The sequence below is a fragment of the Alicyclobacillus tolerans genome (assembly GCF_048984885.1).
Taxonomy (GTDB): Bacteria; Bacillota; Bacilli; order Alicyclobacillales; family Alicyclobacillaceae; genus Alicyclobacillus_I; species Alicyclobacillus_I tolerans.
The window spans coordinates 837,709-855,901 of record NZ_JBMGNK010000002.1 but is presented as its reverse complement, the minus strand read 5'-3'; the positions used below and the strand labels follow the sequence as shown (position 1 = coordinate 855,901).

Below are 18,193 nucleotides of genomic sequence, written 5' to 3'. Positions count from 1 at the left end.
AAACTGCCCCCATTTCCCAAAAACCAGACAAATCGTCCAGAAACACTCATGAAATTTGAAATTTACTGTAAGGTTTCTGCAAAATGACAAGCAACATGGTGTTCTTTTTCAAACTCACGCAGCGCAGGCGTCTCTTCTCTACAACGCTCCTGAACGAATAAACAACGATGAGCAAATGGACATCCTTTACGACCTTCCAGTAAGTTAGGTGCCCCATTACTGGTTTCCGGTAACGGTTTGCTCCAATCACTTCCAGGCGTTGCAGCAAACATGAGACGCGTGTAAGGATGCAATGGATGCTTGAGTAAACTGCGCGACGATGCACTTTCCATGACTCGTCCGCCATACATGACCATGATTCGATCTCCAAAGTAACGAGCCGACGCCAAATCGTGCGTAATATAAAGATAGGAAAGTTGAAAATCTTGTTTTAACTCGTTCATTAACTCTAAAATTCCTGCACGAATGGAAACATCGAGCATGGAAATAGGTTCGTCTGCCACGATGAACTCTGGACTCACTGCCAGTGCACGTGCAATGGCAAGTCGCTGGCGTTGCCCACCAGACAATTCATGCGGATACTTGATACGAAATTCACGCACTGGTGTAAGACCTACTCGTTGCAAAAGATAATCAATATGGGCAGATACTTCAGCATGGTTCTTTGCACGATACTTGCGCAAAGGAAATTCCAGATGTTTCTCCAGCGTTCTTACAGGATTCAGTGAACCAAAAGGATCTTGAAAAACCATTTGCGCTACTTTGTGATAGTTCACTAATGAACGACCACGAATGTGCGTAACATCTTGACCTGCTACTTGAATTTTCCCTGCTGTCGGTTCAAGAATACGAACCAAGGAACGGCCTATGGTACTTTTTCCACTTCCTGACTCACCGACAAGAGCCAAAACTTCGCCAGGTTGAATATGAAAGCTCACATTGTCAACAGGCGTGATAAATGCCGGCCCTTTACGTGTTCGAATAGAAAAACGAATTTTCAAGTCGTCGACTTGTACAAAAGCTGCTTGGCCGGCCATTCCGAATCTCCCTCCTTGGTTGGACTGTAGAGATGGCATTCAATCGTGGCGTGTGACAATCGATGCAATGTCGGACGGATTTCCATACATGCAGCTGTTGCATACGGACAGCGCGGGGAGTACGCACATCCACTCGGCAAATCAATTAAATCTGGTGGATGTCCTTGAATGCCTTCAATCACAACATCTTCGTACGTCAAACGTGGAATAGCGCGCATGAGCCCTTCTGTATAGGGATGATGGTCAACTTCTGGCAACAGCACTTTTGCTTCTGTGTTCTCAACCATTCGTCCCGCATACATAATGGCAACACGTGAAGCAATTTCTGTTACTAAACTGAAATCATGACTAATAAATAGGATGGCAAAGCCTCGCTCAGCCTGCAGTTCCTGAATTTGATTAAGTATCGACCGTTGCACTACCACATCGAGAGCTGTTGTGGGTTCATCCATAATGACCAATTGCGGTTCCAATGCAATAGCAATAGCAATGACTACGCGCTGGCGCATTCCACCCGATAACTCGTGTGGAAAACTGCGCAAATGTTTTTCGTCAATACGCACGAGCCGCAGCAAATCACGCGCTCGTTCTTTAGCCTCCTTGACAGACATTTGTGGACGATGGCTGCGAAACGTGTCTACAATTTGTTTCTCCACCGTCATCACAGGATTTAGTGCTGTCATTGCACTCTGAAAGACCATTGACATTCGACTCCAACGAAATGTGCGAAGCTCTCGTTTGCTTAAAGCGTAAATATCGGTTCCCATCACACGAATTTGCCCTTTAGTTAGTCGAGCATTGCCTCTTAACAAGCGCATAATGGCGTTTGCTAATGTCGATTTTCCCGATCCCGATTCACCGATTAAACCAACAATGGTTCCCGGATATACAGTTAAATTAACATCACTAACTGCCTGTACTGGCCCAGAGGGGCTGTCATAAACAACTGTGACATCTTCAATTTCTAGAACGGGCTGTACTTTGCTCACGACGCTTCCCTCCTTGCTTGCGCAGGCGCGGATTTGTTAATTGATCAATACTGAAATTCATCAACACTAGCGATAGACCAACTAAAGCAATTCCCAACCCTGGCGGAACAATCCAATACCAAGCGCCGTTCAGTAACGCTCCACCTGCTTGCGCCCAATAGAGCATGGTCCCCCAACTGACCGAATTGACGCTTTCAAGTCCAAGAAAGGCTAACCCAGATTCAGCAAGAATGGCACCGAGACAAGCAAAAATAATGTTAGAAGCAATGACGCTCGTCATATTAGGAATAATTTCCGCAGCCATAACTCGCAGAGTGGAAGCTCCTGAAAGACGCGCTGCTGTAACAAACTCGCGATTGCGCAGCGACATCGTTTGAGCTCGAAAAACTCGAGCTCCCCAAGCCCAGCCAGTGAAACCTATAATCAATCCGTTAATCCAAGGCGTGGTATTATGCACCATTGATTCGATGACAATGAGAAGAGCGAGACTCGGCAGAACCAGAAAAATATTCGTGACAAAGTTAAGTACTGTATCTACCCACCCACCGATATAACCTGCCGTTACACCAAATGCCAGTCCAATCAAGGTTGCCAAGAGCCCAGCACCCATACCTACCGTTAAAGTGGTGCGTGTTCCGTAGATAAATTGCGAAAATATATCCTGTCCTGTAGCCGTCGTACCAAACCAATGAGCATAACTTGGAGGCAAATTCATAGCAAAATTCGTTGAAAGTGGATTGTAGGGCGCAATCACAGGCGCCAAAACGGCGACCAATAAAAATAGAGAAAAGAGACACAATCCTACCAACGAACGACGATCGGAACAAAGTAAACGAAAAAAACGAAATCTTTTACGTCTGATGGGAAGATTGACTTCATTCGCATGGATATCTTCAAGAGGATGCGTCATCATACAGTGGCACCTCCTGCACGAACTCGCGGATCAAGTCGACTATAGAGCAGGTCAACCAACAGATTAGCAAGAAGTACTGACAACGCGATCATTAAAAAGGCAGCCTGAATCAACGGATAATCTTGTTGCAGCACTGCAGCTTGCAACTGCGCTCCAATACCGGGATATGAGAAAACAACTTCTGTAAGAATCGAGCCACTCACGACGTTGCCTATCGCTATAGCGAAGCTGGTGATCTGAGGAAGAATGGCGTTTCGTGCAGCATACATGAGCATTAACCGGGAAGGTCGCACACCTTTTGCCTCTGCAAAAACAACGTAATCTTCACCTAGCGTCAAAATCATATTGTTGCGCATCCCTATCAACCAACCACTAAATGAACCCAGAAAAATCGTAATACCTGGCAAAATCGCATGTTTTAAAACTGACAAAATAAACGAAATGCTCCAAGACGGCTGTACACTGAGCGCATAACCATGAGCTAATGGAAACCATCCCAATTTAAAGCTTAAAAAGTAAAGCAACAAAAGTCCTGTCCACATATAGGGGGCCGCTTGAAAAAACAGAGAGACAATAGGAAGTGTATTGTCCAGAGCACCACCACGCCGCCAAGCAATTAAAATACCAAGCCCTGTTCCCAAAAAGACAGAGATTAACGTTGTTATCCCTACTAAACCGATGGTCCAAGGCAAACTATGCGCTATGACAGTTTTGGTTGGAGTAGGGTAGTACGTGAAAGACAACCCCCAATGGAGGGTGATAAGCCCCTTAAGATAGTCGAAATATTGCACTATCAGAGGTTGATTGCTGAACCCAAATTCGAGTTTTAACGCCGTCATGGCCTGGGGTGTCAAATTGTTTTGGAATTTGGCAAACATAGCGTCGGCAGGGTTGCCAGGCATCATGCGCGGCAAAACAAAGTTAATCGTCACAGCAGCCCAAACAGATACGATAAAAAACGACAAACGACTGAGAACGTATTTCATGCTGCTTCCTCCCACTATGTTGCCGCAATCCTATAGGGCGGCGAGCAGATGGACTGCATCGCCGCCGTTTGGCTCATTCCATTCAACTTCTTGGTTTTAGATGCATAAGGACAATCTCTGCTGCCGGCCATGACCATGGAGCTGGTGAAACATATGGATTGCTCGCACTCGGCCAACCTGTATAATTTTTGGTACTGTATTCGTACCAAGTACCACCATAGAACAGTGGGATAGTCGGTAAATTTTCAGCGACAATTTTCTCCACTTTATACATAGCCTGTTTTTGTTGAGCCAAGTTTGTGGTAGATTCAAAATCAGAAAATGCCTGATCAGTTGCCGCATTGTCCCATTGTTCATAATTTAAGCTGCCATGCGACTGATAGACATCCTCATCAATATAGTAAGGATTGGGTCCGCCGCCAGACGATGCAATAGCCAAATCAAAACTATGTCCCTGGAGTGCTGCTTCATACCCAGCATATTGCATTTGCTGAACATTGACCCGTATGCCAATCTGTTGCAAATCCTGTTCAATCAATTGAGCGTCTTCATCCCAGTCCGTCCAACCAGATACAACAGCCAAATTGAAAGATAATGGTTGACCATTGGGAGCTTCCATCACACCATTGACTTTCTTATAACCGTGACTCTCCAGCAGTTGCTCTGCAGCACTTGGATTATACGTAAATTTCAAATCCTTAGCCGGCAAATTGGGATCTATCCAACTTGAACTGGTAGGCAAAATAGTTGTTGGACTAGCCACCTGAACATACCCGTATTCGCCTTTTTGAGCGAGCGCGTTACGGTCAATCGCCATACTGATAGCCTCACGTACTACTTTTTGACCAAGCAGTGAGTTTGTCAAATTAGGAACCAAATTGACTACGTTATTAGGCGGGAACCAATACTTGTTGTATGGACTCTTGGAGGCGTATACTTGTTGAATATTGTTAATAAATTGTCCTCCCCAGTCTACTTGACCTTGGGCCAACGCCAGATTAGCACTATCGTTACTGCTGTATGATGGGAAAATTACCTCTGGCACAGGCGGTTTTCCTCCGTAATAATTGTCGTTGGCTTTTAAGGTGTATTCTTGGGGAGAGAAACTCGCCAAAACATAGGGCCCAGTTCCTACTGGATTACTGTTCAAATATTTGGATGGATTCCCGACCTTCGACCAGATATGTTCAGGTACAATAGGCTCTTGTACGACATACATGGCAAATGGCACATCCGGCTTTTTGAACTGAAACACAACGGTTCCAGCCCCTTCTGCTTTGACGCTGCGCAACTCAGTCCAGACACCGGAAGTATCAATAGCTGGATATTTTTTCAACAAATCAAACGTAAACACCACATCTTTAGAGGTGAAGGGCTGTCCATCTGACCATTTAGCGTCTGTATTGAGTTGGACAGTCAATGTTGTATCTCCATTGCTCCACGACATGCTTTTACCAAGCAAACTATAGACATTTGAACTGACCAAACTGTAATAGAATAACGGTTCATAAATCATGCCAAAAGTTCCAGGATTAGCTGTAGTTTGGTATTGGAAGGGATTAAAATTGTCTTGAAAACTTCCGTATGGCGCAGGAACAACCGTTAACGGTTTTCCTTGGCCTGAGCTCGCAGAGACCGAGGTGCTATGACTAGCCGATCCGTTGGTTGCATTGCCACACCCAGCCAGTGCAGCCACGGTAAGTGCAACCGTTCCAACAACGACGCCTGTTTTCCATTTGCTGTTCAACGATGAACCCCCTTATTTTTCATCAAAACCGCTTTCGAAAATAAAAACATGTTATATACCACACACCACCTCCTCCAAGCACAACAAGAAACCGCTTACAATTATGTTTGGAAAGTGAAATGCAGAATCGAAAACAACTAAGAAATAGAGCAAACACTTTCTCGAACTACAATTTCTGTATCTACAGTGATAACTGTAGGTGGTTTATCCTCACGAGCCATTAATTCCAACAACTCGAAAGCCGCCAAACGTCCCATCTCTTCCTTGTTTTGACGAACCGTTGTCAAACTTGGAGTGACATATCGGGCAAGCTCAATATCATCAAAACCCATAACAGATATGTCCTGTCCAGGTTTCTTTCCAACTTCCTGCAAAGCTCGAAAAGCTCCAATCGCCATCATGTCGGAAGCACAAAAAACAGCCGTAGGCAATTCAGAAACCTGCAAAAGTTTTTTCATAGCCTCATAACCTGAGACTTCTGTAAAATCCCCGTCCAGCATCCATTCCGACCGGAAGGGTAAATCTAATTCTTGCAACGATTGTTGATATCCTAACATCCGATCATGGCCAGGTTTCGTGCCCAGCCGATCACCAATAAAAGCAATTTTTCGATGACCATTGTTTAATAGAAAGGACATCGCTGCTCGCGTACCACCCAGATTGTCTGACATGAGATAACTGGCTCGCGAACCAATAAGATCTAAATCTATAGAAACCACTGGTATACGACTGCGAGCCAACGCGACTAACCCTGGATCAGTCCGCGGCACACCAACCAAGAGCAATCCATCAACATCTCTATGTTTTGCCCGCGCTTCAAAACCACTCGGGAAATTTTCCCGCTCAGCATCTGAAAACAATAAAAGATCATAGCCTTTACCACCTACTACATCTTTAAAACTAGCAAGAACATCATGCAAGAACGGATGGCGCAATCCACTATTGACATGATCTTGAAAAAATACGCCGACAGTCATAGAACGATTGGTAGCTAAACTACGCGCAGCTGCGCTTGGCTGATAGCCTAATTCGCTCATAATGCGTTGAACTTTGCCGCGCGTTTTGAGACTGACATCTGGGTATCCATTCAAAACTTTAGATACCGTAGTCGGTGAAACTCCAGCTCGTTTGGCAATGTCGTAAATAGTTGTCATAGACAGCGTCCTTTGTACTTCAAGTCTGGAACGATGATTACAAAACCGCTTTCATTAATGCATTGTATTCTTTTTTTGCTTTCAGATTCCTGCTTATTAAAAAAATTTTTTCAAAAATAAGAACATCGCATTTTATTGAAGTAAAAATGATAAACTTAGTAGAAAAAATCAGAAGCAAATATCCTTTTCAACGCTTGCATAAGCATATTAAAGACGTCCATTGCCAACGTCGTACCGATACCGCTTCCGAAAATAACTCAAATTCTATCAATGGCCTTTCGGCCTCAGTGGAGGATTTTTCGCTTGCCATCTTTTCGTTTTCACGGAACATTTCGTACAAATCAAATGCCTAGCTATTTTGCTCTCGTCTTTTCCATTACTCTAGTAGGAGTAGGTTTAGCTGTAACTCGACCTTACCTATCGTTGTATCTGACAAATCAAATTCACACTTCGCCCGTAGAATTGGGTGCGTTTATGTGTACCAACGGCATAGGCGGTATTATAGCCAGTACTTGGCTCGGAAAAAAATCGGACACCGGTACGCCGAAGAAATTTATTATTCTTTTGTCTTGTCTAGCTGCTGGATGCGGTTATGCCTGTTTTTTATTTATGCATAATTATATACAATTACTCATCTTTACTACTTTTCTGTTAGGTATGGGTGCAGCAGCGTTTCCTCAACTTTTCGCTTACGCAAGAGAATCGGCCATAGCATCCTCCACTTCCCATCCGGCACGAACTATCGCCTCACTCCGCGCATTTTTCTCATTTGCTTGGGTGGTTGGCCCACTGTTTGGTGCCTGGGGACTCAGCCTGCTTGGTTATAATGGACTATTTATGTCTACTTCTTTGATTTACTTTTTGATTTTCGGAGTTGCTTTACTATCTTTGCAAAGGCGCCAGCACACACAAATCCCTAAAATCGAAACGTCTACACTGTGGAAAAATTTACAACGTCGAGAAATTTTTTATTCCAGCATCGCTTTTGTCTTTGCCTCTACAGCATCTAGTGTGAATGGAATGTATATGCCGTTATTTGTCACGCGAACCATTGGAGCGCAAGAACATGTGGTGGGATGGGTGTTCAGCCTAAGTGCAGGATTGGAAATTCCTATTATGATCGGTCTCAGTGCGGTTTCAGAAAAAATAGAAAAACGTAAAATTCTGTTGTTTGGTATCATTTGTGGAATTCTCTATTATACAGGTGTCATCTTTACCGATGCCGCCTGGCAAATGCTTATCTTACAAGTATTCTGCGCTATATTTATTGCAATCATTTCCAGTACGGGTATGAGTTATTTTCAAGATTTCATGCCCGAATCCGCAGGATCGGCCACGACTCTTTTTAGCAACACCAACAATATCGGCAGTGTGGCGGGTAGCCTACTCGGTGGTACGATTGCTCAAACCCTTGGTTTTCGTGCTGTTTACGAAAGTAATATTGGTTTAGCACTGTTTGCCTTTTTCCTTCTTTATTTAGCTAAAAAACGTCAGCCGCTCAAACATTCAGAAACCAATATGGCCATACATCCAAGTCAATCCCAACATGAGAGCGTCATATTCAGGCAAGATAAATGAAAATAGATAAGAATCCAGCGAGGTGGAGTTAAAAATGGAAAAATATGCTATAGCTGCCATTCCTGGCGATGGAATTGGTAATGAAGTCGTACCTGCTGCCATGCGTATACTTGATGTCGTAGCTGAAATTCATGGTGGAATACAATGGGAATGGACATCTTTTCCTTGGAGTTGTCAATATTACTTACAACACGACATGATGATGCCTTCTGAAGGTATCGACATTTTGCGCTCATTTGATCAAATATTCCTAGGCGCTGTGGGTATGCCCAATCTTGTACCCGACCATATTTCTCTTTGGGGATTACTGATTCGTATACGTCGTGAATTGGAACAATCTATCAATTTACGGCCAGCTCGCTTACTAAAGGGACTCCGCTCACCATTACTTCATCCTGCTGATTTCGATCTCGTTGTCATTCGTGAAAACAGCGAAGGAGAATATACCGAGATCGGCGGACGTATGAAAAAAGGTGAGGATGAAATTGTCGTTCAAAACGCAGTTTTTACTAGAAAGGCTACAGAACGGGCAATGCGTTACGCTTTCGAACAAGCCAAAAAACGTCGCAACCAAGTCACGAGCGCTACAAAATCAAATGGAATTTCGCATAGTATGCCCTTTTGGGACGAGGTCTTTCGAGAAGTCAGCACAGATTATCCGCAGGTTACCACTTCCAGTCAGCATATAGATGCCCTGACCGCTTTCTTGATTACTCGTCCACATGATTTGGATGTGATTGTGGCCTCCAATTTATTTGGAGACATTCTCACCGATGTAGGGGCGGCTATCATGGGGAGTATTGGTATTGCACCAGCTGCCAATCTTAACGTGGATCGTAAATACCCATCCATGTTTGAACCCGTCCATGGTTCTGCACCTGACATTGCTGGACAAGGTATAGCCAATCCTTTAGGACAAATATGGACGGGCAAACTCATGCTAGATTTTCTTGGATACGAAGAAATGGGAACTCTATTATTAGAAGCCATTGAATTCACTTTGCAATCTGGAATCAAGACCCCAGATCTACATGGAAAAGCAACAACCGAAGAAGTAACAACAGCGATTATAGAATATTTGCAAAAGACGCGCTGAATTTCCTTCTTTTTTATAACTCCTCACTGCACATATTGAAATTACTTAAAAGTTAGTCACTGCTATCGCTGCTCGACTTTGAAAACAGCGCTATATCCCCCGCAAAATCTTCAATTTTTTCATATTTTCCTGATTGCGGGGGAGAAAATCCTTTTTCTACCCAACGCTCCATGTGCATCAGCGCAGCTTCATAGTAAGGTAGCACAGGTTGCTGTTTTCCGCGATGAGAGCGTAAAAGACCGTCCACATGATTCCCGCGATCAATCTCATACAAACGATGATAGGTACTTGCCCCTGCTGACTCGACCAATTTGGCATAAGCTTCTGCATGATCTCGAAAAGGGATGAGACAATCATAGTTTCCAGCTACTGAAAGCAAGGGCTTAGTGATTTGACCGTTATTTTCTATACGCTTAATTCTTTCATTAAAAAAAGGGAGTCGTTCCAACCATGGATAGTCAGCCAAAAATTGCGGATTTTCTAGCCAATCCTTTGACCATTCGGCTGCAAACGGCTTCCAATCTGGATCTAAATTTCTACCATAGAGCCAAAGTGAAACAAGCCAATAGACTCGATAATATACATCCCAAAAGGGTTCCGAATCAGGATGTAGACCCATCTCGATTAAATTTTCAAAAGCACTTGCACGTTCCGCTGTCGAATAATCTCCACGCCAATTACGATAGATAGGATAAGATTGAACCATAACAGGTAAAGTGGTCAGCAAGTGCCGTTGGCGAGTATGCCATAAGACTCCTTCCCACTCTACACCACCATGATAACGATGAGGATACAATTCCATCATTCTTCGCGTAATATATCCACCATTACTTACTCCAGAAATATAGATATATTGAGCTTTTGATCCATAATAACTTTCCACATGCGAGGCAGCCCAATCTGTTAACTGGGCATAGATATCTGTCCATTCTTCCATAGAACGGCTGGGATCGCGCAAAGTAAGTTGTGGCGTACCTTTATCGCAAGCTGCATAGGCATATCCTCTTTGAATGACGATATCGCTGAGCAATAAATCAAGTGAATATTCATTTCGAACCGCCGGTGTTGCCCCTATCATTAACTTCCCATTCCAAAGATCGGGACTTGGCATACGGAGGAGCACACGTGCGGCACTTAATCTCCCTGTACAAAAAAGTCCTGGTACCAAGGAGTTTATACTAGGTCTCTCATATACCAGTGCCTCTGCATCGGGATCAACCCCTAGTCCATTTGTGGTTAAATCTTTTACGGTTTCCATGCAGATAGAAGGGTCCATTCCATTTCCCCCACTCTAGCCATGTGTTTGTTGAAGTTTATCTAGCATCCACAGCAATAAAGTCATTTTACTCCTCAATTCCAACGGTGGCCTCTGAAAGTTGATAAATTTCATCTGGAGATTGGCCACGCGCACGCTGGAGTACATTCATCCGTCGTTGAAATTGTGACATGGCATATTGTATATAATCATTCTTGTCCAGCGGAAAAGGCGGTTCCACACCTGCATGGGCAGATTCAGTCTCTCTATCACTGAACAATTCGTTAACCACTCCCACTGCAAAAGGAACGAGTAATTGAATACGCGTTTGTATAACATCCCATATTCGATCATCTTCAGCAATCAGACGAGAAAGCAAATAAGTACCATAGCCAATATGACGTGACTCATCCTTTTGCAAATAAACAATGGCACGAAGCAAGCCGGGCATTTTCCCGTTTTTTTCTAGTATATTATGGAATGCGTAATAACCGGTTTCAGCCAGAATACCTTCTACCACCATATTATAGGTCACTGACGCTTCTGCTTGGGCGGCAGGTGATGGATCATGAATAAGGCGTTCCATGGATTCGGGAAGGTACTTGCTAAAGATGGCTTCATAGCTCGGGCCAATTTGCTCGGAAAAATCTTCTCGAACCCTTGCAATATCATCAAAAAAACGTCTAAATACTTCTGTGTGTTTAGCTTCCTCCCAGAGAAAAGTGGTCAAATACATTTCTTCTTCCAAACGTCCTTCGAGTGAAATGGCTCGAATGAGCGGCAATAAATCTCGTGTCACAGCTTCTTCTCCCGCCTGAAAGAGCGTGCAAAGACGAAGAATGACTCGTTGTTCCGATTCACTAAAAGTTAACCAATCTTCCCGATCCTTTTCCATGTCAATGTCACGCGGATCCCAAATCCCGATTTTTTTGGCTTTATGATAAAGACGCATGGGCAAACTGGCATGATCTAACCCTTTTTTTGTAACTGTCTGATAAATTCTCAATTTCCTTTCCTCCTTCAATCCTGTAGGATACAGATATAAAGATAGATCACCATTTCGCGGGGGTGCACAGATGTCTATAGAGTCCTTCCCCAAACTCACCACACCTGGTCGTCTATCCTATCAACGTCCTGTTCCCGCCTTGCCAAACCGATGCCTGAAACAGCTATTGCAAGCTGTTGAGAAAAACCGCGCACAGCTTCTCTCTACTTGGGAGGCCATGACAGCAGCTGGTGGCCAATGGGACAGCAAAACTCGCGAAGGCGCGCGCACTGCGCTTCTATACTTATTGACTCACTTGCAACTCGTCACTGCTGACGAAGCCCGTGCTATTGATGAGACTTTGCATTGTTTTCGCAAAACAGCACTCGGTAACTCCACTGCGGCAATTCTGCTTGTACTCTCGGATTTTGAAGAAATGATACTATCCATCGCCCGCTCACATTTACCAGCTGAAGATTTTGAAACCGTCTATCACTGGTTACATGTTTATTGTGTCAACCTGATGCAAATGTTTATTGAGGCATCTTCTGACCAAGCGCTCGATGAGAAGCAACAATTTCCAACCCATCACCAGACTTCCCGTATGCATAGAACCATGTTGGCTGTAGAAGTACAGAAACTTTTGCTCTTTGATGAACATCTATTTCTAACGCATGACGTTCATGAGGTCTTTCAGACGTTAGTGACAGACAGTTGCCAACTGGCTGGTTTTAAACGCAGTGCCCTTTTTCTTTATAACCCTTTAAATCAATCTGTTGAGGGATTATTTGGGCATCACGTCGAACTAGATGTTATCCGTCGAATTCGTGAAAACGGTTACCGTGTACCTCTGCTTAACCGGCTTTTGCAACTGGACAGACCTGTTTTTCTTGAAGATGTCTCAAATCTGCTACCTGTTCAACATGTGCAATCTTTTCACTTAACTTCATTGCTTATCTGTCCTGTACGAGGGCCTGCATCCGAAACTTTAGGAGTACTTTTGCTCGATCACAATGGACAAAGATTCCCGCACGTACCCAGTCAGCTTGAATTGGTAAAAGGGATGCTCGACAGAGTTTCATTTGCACTCTCATCTCATCTCCACCAAGAGCAAGAACGAATTCCTAACCACAGTTTCGCTTTGACGGAAAGAGAGTTGGACGTTCTTTATCTGTTGGCAGATGGTCTTGACACGAAACATACCGCTGAGCAACTACACATCAGCGAATACACTGTTTCAGAACATATCACTTCTATACTCCGCAAACTCAAAGTGAAAAATCGTACTGCCGCTGTTGCCAAATCACTTCGAGAAGGCCTGATCCGCTGAACGAGTTTGTGCATCGTCGGATGATAAATTTTGTAACACAGTTTGCTCTAATTGGGAGATTTGCTCTCGCAACTGTCTTACTTCCTGCTGCACTTGGAAAAGCGATTGCTGCCATTCCGTACTCAGCGTACGTTGAACTGAACGTTTTTGCCGCCAAGTTATCAGACGCTGAAAAAGCAACAACATGGAATGATCTTTACTCACCGCATCGATAAAAGCGTCTTCCAACGTTTCACGATATCCTGAACGACCATGGTCTTTCCCATAAAGCAAATGATTTTGAAGAATCTTTTGAATCTGTGGATTTCCCGGTCCTCCGCTTTGACGATAAAACGCCTGAATACGAAATTCTAAACTAAGTTGTTCTTGCTCTCGTGAAGATGCTGACATATCCACCACCTCCAACGTAACTTTTCGCCCAAGTCAAAGACGCGCCCGCAGTGCGTTCCAAATGACACCTAGTATAAAAAGAGCGCTTGCTGAGAGAGCTATCATGCCAATTCGATGCGCCATCAAAGAAAACTCAAAATTTCCACCTCGAGACGTGATCAAAATAGCTCCTCCTAAAAAAAGAATACCTGCAAGAAAAGCAAATGCGACACGGTTGGTAAGGCGTGAAAGATTGCGCTGAGCCACTTGCGAAAGTTGAGCGTCTATCGTGAATTGTAATTTATTCCATTCCAGATGCTCGAGAATTTTGTTCAAACGTCGTGGAAACGTTGTCGCCAATTTAGCAGTTTCCGTCAAAAGTGCTGCATTGGTATGATAATTGAGACGTCGACTCATCCAGTCCCGAACAATTTGTACATCTGCTGTTTCCACTAAATCGTGGAATGATATTTCCGGACAAAGCCACCGCGCATTCCCTTCAGCCGCAGAAAATCCTTTGGCCCAAAGAGCAAGACCGGTAGGAATACGACAGTGATTTTTCAGGGCAATCATGATGGTACGAAAGAGAAGATTCCCCCAATTGTAATGACTTCCTTGATGGCTGTCTGTGTAGTGAATGAAGAGACTGCGCAATTGATCTTTCAATTGAACAGGATGTGTGTAAATGGTGGGTTCATAAATATCGAGTGCTGACTCAGCAGCATCTTCTGCTTGATTGACGCGAATATGCAGGAGCATACGGAAAATGGCTTCTGTATGCAATGTGTCCATCCGTCCCGTCATACCCCAATCGAGAATGACTGCTCGTTTCGTTGTCCGCTCAATCATGATGTTAGAACCGTGTGGATCGGCGTGGTAAAAACCTTTGAGAAACATTTTTACATAGTAATGAGCGAGATCGGCCATTCTTTCTAGTCGCTCTTCAAAAGTCAGAAAATCGACTGGAAAATCTTTGAGATTCCAACCGTCAATGTATTCCATCACCAGAACTTGAGGTTTTACACAGTAAACCTGAGGAATGTGCAAGGTAGCAAATTCGTCACAATATTGTCTCTGTTGATTCATCGCTTCAGCCTCTAGCCGCATATCCAATTCGTTCATCGAACTGCTGTAGTAGTCTTGAAGAAGTCCCTTAACATCTAGCGTTTCACGTAACTCAACGGGGAAAAATCTTTGCAATCTCCCAACCAGTTTACGAATAGCCGCTATATCTGCTGAAAATAACTTTCTGGCTAAAGGACGTACAATTTTGACTGCTGCTCTCCGACCATCTTGCAAATAGGCTTGATACACCTGGGCCAGAGAAGCAGAACCAATGGGCACGGGATGAATAAAGTCAAATTCATCGCGCCAGTTTGGCATGGATTCATCCAAAACGACTTCCATGTAAGCAAAATCAATGGGCGGCACTTCAGCCAAAAGCGGTTCTAACTCCCTTGTCAGAGCATCCGGTAACAGCTCTTGCCTTGTCAGCATTACCTGCCCCAGCTTGATATACGTGGGTCCCAACTCTTGAAAAGCTAAACGCAATCGCTGGCCAAGCAATCGATATCGGCTTTCTTCGTCTCTGCTTCGGTCTTTCAAGATATGCAAGATACCGTGTTTGACCAGCGTTTTACTGACGGCTCGAAAACGTCGTGCCGGCGTTATGGATTGACGCTCATTGGCAATCTTCTCACGGATATTGGCCTTGCTCTTGGCTTGAGATGATTTGACCGCTGCGCCTGCCATTCGATTTGCCCCCCTTCACTCCTATACCTCTTGAGTGGACCATAATGATTCAGGCTTAAAATGTGAATAATTCAATACCCCCCGAAACGTTTAGACCAATTCCGGTAATATATTTTGCTTTTTCCGAGCAAAGAAAGACAATGGCGTTAGAAACATCTTCTGGATCACCTGGACGTTTAAAAGCTGTGCGTTGCACCATGCGCTCGTTCATCTTACTGTTCCCCATTCGAAATGCTTCAGTTGCAATAATCCCAGGAATAATCGCATTGACGCGAATTCCATGGCGTGCACCTTCTAGAGCCATACTTTTAGTAAAACTCAGCAAACCTCCCTTTGTCGTTGCATAACTAGCTTGACCAAATCCCCCGAGCGTACCAGCAACGGAAGCCATATTAATAATTGTACCGCTGCCCTGTTCTTTCATAATGGGCCAGACCGCTTTTGTGCAGTTGTACGCCCCCGTCAAATTGACCCGTAAATCTCGTTCCCACCACTCGTCGCGTTGGTTTTCAATTTGTGAAACGTGATCGAGCGTGCCCGCATTATTTACAAGAATATCAATCCTCCCCATCTCTCTATATACTTTGTCGATCACGTCACGGACCTCATTTCGGTTGGTGACATCCATCTTGGCCACTATCGCTCTTCTGCCCATGGATTCAATCTCACGAGCCGTCTGCTTAGTAAACACGGTTTGGGTACTTTCCATAACTTGTGCCAGCGGTCCCATTTGCATGGCTCGCTCTTTACTAGTCGCGTCGCCTTCAACAAGAATATCGGTTACCACAACATCAGCCCCAGCTTCTGCAAGCGCTAATGCATCTTGCCGACCCAATCCGCGCGATGCCCCCGTCACAATGGCAACTTTTCCTTTTAATAGTTGATCCCAAGATGAGGACATGACTTCCACCTCTTTGTCTTATGAATGCAGGCGATATCTATCAGAGCAAGCTATAAAATTGGCTGGTCGCTTGCTAAAAAAAGCAGCCAGTCCTTCCATCGGCTCGCCTGTAGTAAAGGTTTGCTCAAAAGCCTCGCTCTCCAACGTATACCCATTGCCTTCTCGATCCTCAGCCGCAAGCAAACAGGCTTTAGCCAAACCCATTGCCTGTATGGCTCCTTTGGCAAGTCGATCAGCAAACGTCATCACCTCTACATTGAACGTTTCGGGTGATACTGTCTTGGTCACAAGTCCGTATGCTGCTGCCTCTTCGGCACTCAATCGACGGCCAAGAAAGATAAGCTCCGTCGCTTTAGCGCGCCCGAGTAATCGCACCAATCGCTGTGTACCCCCTCCTCCGGGAATAAGACCGAGAGAGATTTCGGTTAGACCGATACTGCCAGCAGACATGATGCGAAAATCACAAGCAAGAGCCAATTCACAACCACCCCCCAGCGCATGTCCGGAAATAGCAGCAATCACTGGTTTGGGTAATTGTTCTAATTCTTTTAAGACTTGTTGTAGGCGTCTACTGGAGGCAGCAATACTGCCAGGACGGTTTATCTGCTCGCTGCCTTTAGAAACCATCATTTTGATATCCATTCCAGCCAAAAATATTTTGGGATGCGCAGAGCGAATCACAATGACACGAACTTCAGGGCGACTGGAAACATCTTCTATACATTTTTGCAAATCTTCCAATAACTCATCGTGGATGGTGTTGGATGGAGGATGATTCAGTGTCCAAACAGCCACGCCATTCTCTTTCAGTTCAATTTGAATAGTTGAATGATCCACGCTCATCTCCCCTTATTTTTAGATACGCAGACCAACCTGCTCATAAAGACGACGAGCTACAATCAGATGCTGAATTTGACTCGTACCCTCAAAAATGTCGTATACTTTGACGTCACGATAGAGCTTTTCTACCAAATGGCCATCCAGTCCAATGGGTCCCATTAAATTGAGACAACCCGCGCAAATTTCGAGGGCCATTTTCCCAGCAACAGCTTTGCAGACTGCTGCCTCTTTGGCATTTGGCATAGATAAATCTCCCATCCATGCCGCCTCCCAAGTCAATAAACGAGCTGCATCAATTTCCTGACGCATATTGGCTAACTGTGCGCATGCCAAGGTATATGATTTTCCGTTTTTAGGATATTCTCGGCGTACAAAATCGAGGGTGTATTCATAAGCAGCACGCGCGATACCTACAGCCATAGCTGCAACCACAGGACGGGTTGTGTCAAAGGTAGCCATGGCAACCCGAAACCCAGACAGGCCATTCTGCCTTGCTTGATAAGCTTCTTCCCCACCGAGCAGATTCTCATCTGGCACAAAACAATCTTCGAAAAACAGTTCTGCTGTTTCTGAAGCGCGCATCCCCATCTTTTGGGCAATACGTGGGCTGCTGAAACCTGGCGTACCTTTTTCGACCACAAACGCACGATGCCCAGCTCTGCCCATTTCCGGATGAATTGTGGCAAAAACCACAACCCACGATGCTCTTTGCCCATTGGTAATAAAAATTTTCTGTCCATTGAGCAAATAACCGCCATCTACTTTTCGTGCAGTAGTACGTATCCCAGCTACGTCCGAGCCAGCTCCAGGTTCAGTCAGTCCATACGCCCCCCAACGAGGCTCATCTGGTGTAAAGATAGAAAGAAAACGTTGCTTCTGTTCTGCCGTGCCTGACGCGAGAATAGGCGGTCCTCCAAGACCCGGTCCCGGCAATGTCAACGCTATTGCCGGATCTCCCCACCCGACTTCTTCTGCAGCAATGACACTTAGTCGATTAGACTGTTTCTTCTGTTCTCGTTGCTCGAGTGTTACTGTTTTAGAACCACCATTTTTGGATTCATGAGTGTGAGCCTGAGAACCAGGAGTACTGAGTGATATCCCCATGCGATTGACTTTTACTAACCATTCATCAGGCACGCGATGTTCTGCATCTGCTTGAAGAGAAATAGGGCGCATTTCAGATTCCGCAAACCAATGAACCAAGTCCCTTACTTGTTTTTGTTGAGGTGTCAGTTCAAAGGAAATCATGTCATCCTCTCAC

At 44.6% G+C, this 18,193-nt stretch carries 16 protein-coding genes; 3 read left to right on the top strand and 13 right to left on the bottom strand.

Translation table 11 applies throughout. The annotated features are described in order from the left end of the window. Positions 1 to 62 precede the first annotated feature (62 nt). The 6 genes from ACOJUR_RS04325 to ACOJUR_RS04300 form a co-directional block, all read right to left on the bottom strand. Positions 63 to 1,037 (bottom strand): oligopeptide/dipeptide ABC transporter ATP-binding protein, encoded by a 975-nt coding sequence (locus ACOJUR_RS04325; RefSeq protein WP_420949334.1) that lies wholly within the window; start codon positions 1,035 to 1,037, stop codon positions 63 to 65. Continuing rightward, on the bottom strand, positions 998 to 2,026 hold the full coding sequence (locus ACOJUR_RS04320; RefSeq protein WP_072873895.1) for an ABC transporter ATP-binding protein: 1,029 nt from the start codon (positions 2,024 to 2,026) through the stop codon (positions 998 to 1,000). Before ACOJUR_RS04320 ends, ACOJUR_RS04325 begins: the two co-directional genes overlap by 40 nt. Further along, positions 1,995 to 2,939, bottom strand: coding sequence for an ABC transporter permease (locus tag ACOJUR_RS04315; RefSeq protein ID WP_083574157.1), 945 nt, complete (start codon positions 2,937 to 2,939; stop codon positions 1,995 to 1,997). Before ACOJUR_RS04315 ends, ACOJUR_RS04320 begins: the two co-directional genes overlap by 32 nt. Next, positions 2,936 to 3,925 carry an ABC transporter permease gene (locus ACOJUR_RS04310; RefSeq protein WP_072873894.1) on the bottom strand — a complete coding sequence of 330 codons (990 nt, stop codon included), beginning with the start codon at positions 3,923 to 3,925 and terminating at the stop codon, positions 2,936 to 2,938. The genes ACOJUR_RS04315 and ACOJUR_RS04310 overlap by 4 nt, the downstream gene beginning before the upstream one ends. 82 nt (positions 3,926 to 4,007) lie before the next feature. Next, a complete protein-coding gene (locus ACOJUR_RS04305; protein ID WP_072873893.1) occupies positions 4,008 to 5,672 on the bottom strand; it encodes an ABC transporter substrate-binding protein in 1,665 nt (554 codons plus the stop codon). Between the two features lie 137 nt (positions 5,673 to 5,809). Further along, complete coding sequence (locus ACOJUR_RS04300) at positions 5,810 to 6,826, bottom strand: LacI family DNA-binding transcriptional regulator (protein ID WP_072873892.1); 1,017 nt, start codon at positions 6,824 to 6,826, stop codon at positions 5,810 to 5,812. 303 nt (positions 6,827 to 7,129) lie between these two features. On the opposite strand from ACOJUR_RS04300, the gene ACOJUR_RS04295 reads away from it, so the two are divergent. Together ACOJUR_RS04295 and ACOJUR_RS04290 are read left to right on the top strand one after the other, a co-directional pair. Further along, positions 7,130 to 8,404 (top strand): sugar efflux transporter, encoded by a 1,275-nt coding sequence (locus ACOJUR_RS04295; RefSeq protein WP_420949333.1) that lies wholly within the window; start codon positions 7,130 to 7,132, stop codon positions 8,402 to 8,404. A 34-nt stretch (positions 8,405 to 8,438) separates the two neighbouring features. Then, positions 8,439 to 9,500, top strand: a complete 1,062-nt coding sequence (locus ACOJUR_RS04290; RefSeq protein ID WP_420949332.1) for a tartrate dehydrogenase — start codon at positions 8,439 to 8,441, stop codon at positions 9,498 to 9,500. A 52-nt stretch (positions 9,501 to 9,552) separates the two neighbouring features. On the opposite strand, the gene ACOJUR_RS04285 is transcribed toward ACOJUR_RS04290, so the two are convergent. Both ACOJUR_RS04285 and ACOJUR_RS04280 read right to left on the bottom strand, forming a co-directional pair. Further along, the gene (locus tag ACOJUR_RS04285; protein ID WP_242650265.1) at positions 9,553 to 10,758 is read right to left on the bottom strand and encodes an alpha/beta hydrolase domain-containing protein; all 1,206 of its coding nucleotides are present in this window, start codon (positions 10,756 to 10,758) and stop codon (positions 9,553 to 9,555) included. 85 nt (positions 10,759 to 10,843) lie between these two features. Continuing rightward, entirely contained in the window at positions 10,844 to 11,761 is a 918-nt protein-coding gene (locus ACOJUR_RS04280) for a R2-like ligand-binding oxidase (RefSeq protein ID WP_420949331.1), read from the bottom strand. Between the two features lie 70 nt (positions 11,762 to 11,831). Between ACOJUR_RS04280 and ACOJUR_RS04275 the strand changes: the two genes are divergently transcribed. Next, a complete protein-coding gene (locus tag ACOJUR_RS04275) occupies positions 11,832 to 13,070 on the top strand; it encodes a LuxR C-terminal-related transcriptional regulator (RefSeq protein WP_420949330.1) in 1,239 nt (412 codons plus the stop codon). Here the strand turns inward: ACOJUR_RS04275 and ACOJUR_RS04270 are convergent. From ACOJUR_RS04270 to ACOJUR_RS04250, 5 genes are read right to left on the bottom strand one after another with little or no spacing between them, the layout of a single operon-like run. Continuing rightward, positions 13,044 to 13,460 (bottom strand): hypothetical protein, encoded by a 417-nt coding sequence (locus ACOJUR_RS04270; protein ID WP_420949329.1) that lies wholly within the window; start codon positions 13,458 to 13,460, stop codon positions 13,044 to 13,046. The genes ACOJUR_RS04275 and ACOJUR_RS04270 overlap by 27 nt on opposite strands. Before the next feature lie 33 nt (positions 13,461 to 13,493). After that, on the bottom strand, positions 13,494 to 15,191 hold the full coding sequence (locus ACOJUR_RS04265; RefSeq protein ID WP_420949328.1) for an ABC1 kinase family protein: 1,698 nt from the start codon (positions 15,189 to 15,191) through the stop codon (positions 13,494 to 13,496). A gap of 55 nt (positions 15,192 to 15,246) precedes the next feature. Beyond that, positions 15,247 to 16,092 carry an SDR family NAD(P)-dependent oxidoreductase gene (locus ACOJUR_RS04260; protein ID WP_420949327.1) on the bottom strand — a complete coding sequence of 282 codons (846 nt, stop codon included), beginning with the start codon at positions 16,090 to 16,092 and terminating at the stop codon, positions 15,247 to 15,249. 18 nt (positions 16,093 to 16,110) lie between these two features. After that, positions 16,111 to 16,929, bottom strand: a complete 819-nt coding sequence (locus tag ACOJUR_RS04255; protein WP_420949326.1) for an enoyl-CoA hydratase/isomerase family protein — start codon at positions 16,927 to 16,929, stop codon at positions 16,111 to 16,113. Positions 16,930 to 16,947: 18 nt separating this feature from the next. Continuing rightward, positions 16,948 to 18,180 carry an acyl-CoA dehydrogenase family protein gene (locus tag ACOJUR_RS04250; protein ID WP_420949325.1) on the bottom strand — a complete coding sequence of 411 codons (1,233 nt, stop codon included), beginning with the start codon at positions 18,178 to 18,180 and terminating at the stop codon, positions 16,948 to 16,950. Positions 18,181 to 18,193 lie beyond the last annotated feature (13 nt).

Coding starts and splice junctions, on each gene's coding strand:
- ACOJUR_RS04325 (WP_420949334.1), bottom strand. CDS start 1,037: ATGGCCGGCCAAGCAGCTTTTGTACAAGTCGACGACTTGAAAATTCGT.
- ACOJUR_RS04315 (WP_083574157.1), bottom strand. CDS start 2,939: ATGATGACGCATCCTCTTGAAGATATCCATGCGAATGAAGTCAATCTT.
- ACOJUR_RS04310 (WP_072873894.1), bottom strand. CDS start 3,925: ATGAAATACGTTCTCAGTCGTTTGTCGTTTTTTATCGTATCTGTTTGG.
- ACOJUR_RS04300 (WP_072873892.1), bottom strand. CDS start 6,826: ATGACAACTATTTACGACATTGCCAAACGAGCTGGAGTTTCACCGACT.
- ACOJUR_RS04290 (WP_420949332.1), top strand. CDS start 8,439: ATGGAAAAATATGCTATAGCTGCCATTCCTGGCGATGGAATTGGTAAT.
- ACOJUR_RS04285 (WP_242650265.1), bottom strand. CDS start 10,758: ATGGAAACCGTAAAAGATTTAACCACAAATGGACTAGGGGTTGATCCC.
- ACOJUR_RS04275 (WP_420949330.1), top strand. CDS start 11,832: ATGTCTATAGAGTCCTTCCCCAAACTCACCACACCTGGTCGTCTATCC.
- ACOJUR_RS04270 (WP_420949329.1), bottom strand. CDS start 13,460: ATGTCAGCATCTTCACGAGAGCAAGAACAACTTAGTTTAGAATTTCGT.
- ACOJUR_RS04265 (WP_420949328.1), bottom strand. CDS start 15,191: ATGGCAGGCGCAGCGGTCAAATCATCTCAAGCCAAGAGCAAGGCCAAT.
- ACOJUR_RS04260 (WP_420949327.1), bottom strand. CDS start 16,092: ATGTCCTCATCTTGGGATCAACTATTAAAAGGAAAAGTTGCCATTGTG.
- ACOJUR_RS04250 (WP_420949325.1), bottom strand. CDS start 18,180: ATGATTTCCTTTGAACTGACACCTCAACAAAAACAAGTAAGGGACTTG.